General features: G+C 72.1%; 2 protein-coding genes. Both read left to right on the top strand.

The window, feature by feature from the left end:
- Positions 1 to 318 precede the first annotated feature (318 nt).
- On the top strand, positions 319 to 4,158 hold the full coding sequence (locus tag MXD95_RS07445) for an ABC transporter ATP-binding protein (RefSeq protein ID WP_250639804.1): 3,840 nt from the start codon (positions 319 to 321) through the stop codon (positions 4,156 to 4,158).
- 53 nt (positions 4,159 to 4,211) lie between these two features.
- Positions 4,212 to 4,457, top strand: a complete 246-nt coding sequence (locus MXD95_RS07440; RefSeq protein ID WP_250639803.1) for a hypothetical protein — start codon at positions 4,212 to 4,214, stop codon at positions 4,455 to 4,457.
- Positions 4,458 to 4,504: the final 47 nt, after the last annotated feature.

Genomic DNA, 4,504 nt, shown 5'->3' with positions numbered 1-4,504 from the left:
CCCCCCCCCCCCCCCCCCCCCCCCCCCCCCCCCCCCCCCCCCCCCCCCCCCCCCCCCCCCCCCCCCCCCCCGGCCGGTCGGTTCCGGCTGCTTGGGGGTGCCAGGGTCACGGGGCGTGGCGTGGTCTGGATGGCGTGTTCGGGCATCAATCGTGTTGCTGAAATGTTGCGCCGAGGGAGACTGAGTCACCCGTGTACGAGCGCTGCTGGACGTACGGTCAGGGGGTCTCCCATCGACGGCCGTCGCCCGGCCGGCCTTCTGGGCCGGGTGCGCCCATCCCCTTGGAGGTTCACCGCGAGCACCGAAGCATCCACATCCGTGCGGCAGACGTCCCCCCCGAACCCGACTGGTGCGACGTCCGTCCCGCCGTCTCCGGTGCCGGCGGGCGACAGCGAACGCGGATGGGTGAAGCGGCTGCTGGGGGCGGTGCTGGTATACCGGCGCAACGTGATCCTGGCATTCGGGTCGGCGCTGCTCGGGACGCTGGTCACGGCGGCGGTGCCGCTGGTGGAGCGGCAGGTCATCGACAACGTGGTCGTCACGCACCGGCATGCGCTCGCGCCGTACATGGTGGTGTTGCTGGCGTCCGGCGTGCTGATCTTCGGGTTCGCGTTCGTGCGGCGGTTCGTGGGCGGGAAGCTGTCGCTCGACGTCCAGTACGACCTGCGGGACGCCGTGTTCGCGGCGATCGAGGGGCTGGACGGCAGCCGGCAGGACCAGCTGTCCACGGGGCAGGTGGTGTCCAGGGCGATCTCCGATGTGACGGTGATCCAGGGGATGCTGTCCTATCTGCCGATGGTCAGCGGGAACGTGGTGCTGTTCTTCGCGTCGATCGCGGCGATGGCCTGGCTCTCGCCGGTGCTGACGCTGATCGCGCTGGCGATGGGGCCGGCGTTGTATCTGCTTGGTCTTCGGGCGCGGCACACCGTCTTTCCCGCGACCTGGGCTGCCCAGCAACAGGCAGGTGAGGTTGCCGGCGCGGTGGAGGAGGCCGTCGCCGGCGTGCGGGTGGTGAAGGGGTTCGGGCAGGAGTCGCGGGAACTCGACCGGGTCGCCGAGCGTGCCCGGCTGCTGTTCGCGCTGCGGATGCGGGCGGTGAGGATCACCAGCCGGTTCGGGGCGGCGATGCAGGCGGTGCCCTCGCTCGGGCAGGTCGCGGTGCTGGCCCTCGGCGGCTGGCTGGCGCTCACCGACCGGATCACGTTGGGGACGTTCCTCGCGTTCAGTACCTACCTCGGCGCCCTGATCGGGCCGACGCGCACCCTCGCGGGTCTGCTCACCGTCGGCCAGCAGGCCAAGGCCAGCACGGTGCGGGTCTTCGAGATCCTCGACTCCCGGCCCATGATCAGCGACCTGCCGGACGCGGTCGACCTGACCGTCGCCCGCGGCCTCGTCGAACTGGACGGGGTCACCTTCGGCTACCAGCCGCGGCGGCCGGTGCTGCGCGACGTCTGCCTGCGGGTCGAGCCGGGGGAGACCCTCGCGCTGGTGGGCACCTCCGGCTCCGGCAAGTCGACGATCTCCCAGCTGCTGCCCCGGTTCTACGATCCGCAGGCCGGCAGCGTCCGCCTGGACGGGCACGACGTGCGCACCCTCACGATCGCGTCGCTGCGCGCGCAGCTCGGAATGGTCTTCGAGGACAGCTTCCTCTTCTCCGACTCGGTCCGGGCAAACATCAGCTACGGGCGGCCGGACGCCACCGACGAGCAGGTCATCGCCGCCGCCCGCGCCGCCCAGGCCGACGGGTTCATCCGCGAGCTGCCGGACGGCTACGACACCGTCGTCGGCGAACAGGGCCTGACCCTGTCCGGCGGCCAGCGCCAGCGGGTGGCACTGGCCCGTGCCCTGCTCACCGACCCGCGGGTGCTCATCCTCGACGACGCCACCTCCGCCGTCGACGCCCGCATCGAGGCCGAGATCCACGCCACGCTCGCCGAGGTGATGCGCGGACGCACCACGATCCTCATCGCCCACCGGCGTTCCACCCTGCACCTCGCCGACCGCATCGCCGTCCTGGACGCCGGGCGCATCGTCGACGAGGGCACCGAGGCCGAGCTGGCGAGCCGATGTCCGCTGTTCCGCCGCCTGCTGAGCGGTCCGGGCGACAGCCTGGCCGAGGCGGAGGAGGACCCGGTACCGGTACCGGTGAAGGCGGTGATGCCAGTACCAGCCGCCCGTACCCGCACCCCTGCCCCCGACACCGGACGCGGCGGTTTCGGCGGTCGCGGCACCGGTGGCACCGGTGGCGTCGGCGGCGGCCAGGCGTTCCGCGGGGCGGCCGGGCGGGCGTTCGGCGGCGGCGGCGCGTTCGGGGACGTCCCCGCGACCCCGGAGCTGCTCGCGAAGGTAGACGCGCTGCCCCCGGCCACCGACGACCCCCACGTCGACCAGGACGCCGCCGCCGCGCCAGACCCGGGCTTCACGCTGCGCCGGCTGCTGGCCTGGGTGCGGGTCCCGATGGTCGTCGGCCTGCTGCTTGTCGCCCTCGATGCCGTCGCCGGCCTCGCCGTCCCGGCGCTGGTCCGCCACGCCGTCGACAAGGGGGTGAGCACGGGCGCGCGGGAGGTGCTGTTCGCCACCGCCGGGGTCGCGCTCGCCATCACCCTCGCCGACTGGATCGTGCAGATCTGGCAGACCCGGGTCACCGGTCGGATGGGCGAGCGGCTGCTCTACGTGCTGCGGGTCAAGACGTTCGCCCAGCTGCAGCGGCTTGGACTCGACTACTACGAACGCGAGCTCGCCGGGCGGATCATGACCCGGATGACGACGGACGTCGACGCCCTGTCCACCTTCCTGCAGACCGGGCTGACCACCGCGATCGTCAGCGTGTTGTCGTTCTTCGGCGTGCTGGTCGCGTTGCTGATCCTCGACGCGGAGCTCGCGCTGGTCGTGGTGGCCGTCCTGCCGATCCTCATCGCCGCGACCGTCATCTTCCGGCGCCGCTCGTCCGCCGCCTACACCGAGTCGCGGGAGCGGGTCAGCGCGGTCAACGCGTCCCTGCAGGAGAACCTCACCGGTCTGCGGGTCGCGCAGGCATTCGGTCGAGAGCAGGTCAACCAGCAGCGGTTCCAGGAACTCGCCGATTCCTACCGGAGATCCCGACTGCTTGCCCAGCGTATGATCGCGATCTACTTCCCCGGGGTGGAGTTCCTTTCCCGGATCGCGCTGGCGCTGGTGCTCGGGATCGGCGCGCGGTTCGTCGGCCGCGGCTCGCTGACCGCCGGTGGGCTGCTCGCGTTCATGCTGTACGTCAACCTGTTCTTCTCACCGGTCCAGCAGCTGTCCCAGGTCTTCGACGGTTACCAGCAGGCCATGGTGGGTCTGCGCCGGCTGTCCGACCTGCTGCGCATGCCGACCTCCACGCCGCAGGCCGAGCATCCGCGCGCCGTCGGCCGCCTGACCGGCGAGATCATCTTCGACGACGTCACCTTCGCCTACTCGGTCGGCGGGCAGCGGAGCGCCACGAACGCGGCGGACGGCATCAACCTGCGCATCGCCCCCGGCGAGACCGTCGCGTTCGTCGGGGAGACCGGCGCAGGCAAGTCGACGGTGCTCAAGCTCGTCGCCCGCTTCTACGACGTCACCGGCGGCGCCATCCGCATCGACGGGGTGGACGTGCGCGCGTTCGACCTGTCCGGCTACCGGCAGCGCCTCGGACTCGTCCCGCAGGAGCCGTTCCTGTTCTCCGGCACGGTCCGCGACGCCATCGCCTACGCCCGTCCGGGCGCCTCCGACGAGCAGGTCCGCGCCGCCGCGCGCGCCGTCGGCGCCGAGGCGTTCATCGCGACCCTGCCCGACGGCTACGCGCATCCCGTCGGCGAACGCGGCCGGGGACTGTCCGCCGGGCAGCGCCAGCTGCTCGCGCTCGCCCGGGCCGAACTCGCCGACCCGGACATCCTGCTGTTCGACGAGGCCACCGCCGCCCTGGACCTCGCCACCGAGGCCGCCGTCACCGCCGCCGCCCAGGCGGTCACCACCCGGCGGACCACGATCGTCATCGCGCACCGGCTCACCACCGCCGCCCGCGCCGACCGGGTCGTCGTCATGGCCGGCGGCCGGGTCGCCGAACAGGGCACCCACGACGAGCTGGTCGACGCCGGTGGCCCCTACTCCCTGCTGTGGTCCGCTTTTGCTGCGGAGAATTCCGCGATGGCATGATTCGTCCTGCCCGCGGCAGGGGACGACTCCCGGAGCCGTCCAGGGAGGTCATCATGTTCACTGTCGCATGGTCTGAGCTGCCTCGCGAGCTCTCCGGGCCCGAGGAACTCGTCGACCAGCTCGATGCCAGCCTGCGCGAACGGGCCGGCGTCACCGCCGTCGACGAACACAGGCTCGCCCTGGCCCTGCATCGGCCGGAGGAGGCCGAGTCGTTCGCGGCCGACCTCGCCGACCGGCTTTCCGTCCTAGGAATGCCGGACCGCACCTACTGCCTTGTCAGGCCACGTTCGCCCGCTTGACGATGTCCCGCAGCTTCTGATCTTCGACGTGCTGGTTCCGCCAGTCG

Origin of the sequence: Frankia sp. AiPa1, assembly GCF_023243075.1 — a bacterium.
In the GTDB taxonomy this organism is placed as follows: Bacteria; Actinomycetota; Actinomycetes; order Frankiales; family Frankiaceae; genus Frankia.
This window is presented reverse-complemented; position numbering and strand designations above follow the sequence as displayed.

Coding starts and splice junctions, on each gene's coding strand:
- MXD95_RS07440 (WP_250639803.1), top strand. CDS start 4,212: ATGTTCACTGTCGCATGGTCTGAGCTGCCTCGCGAGCTCTCCGGGCCC.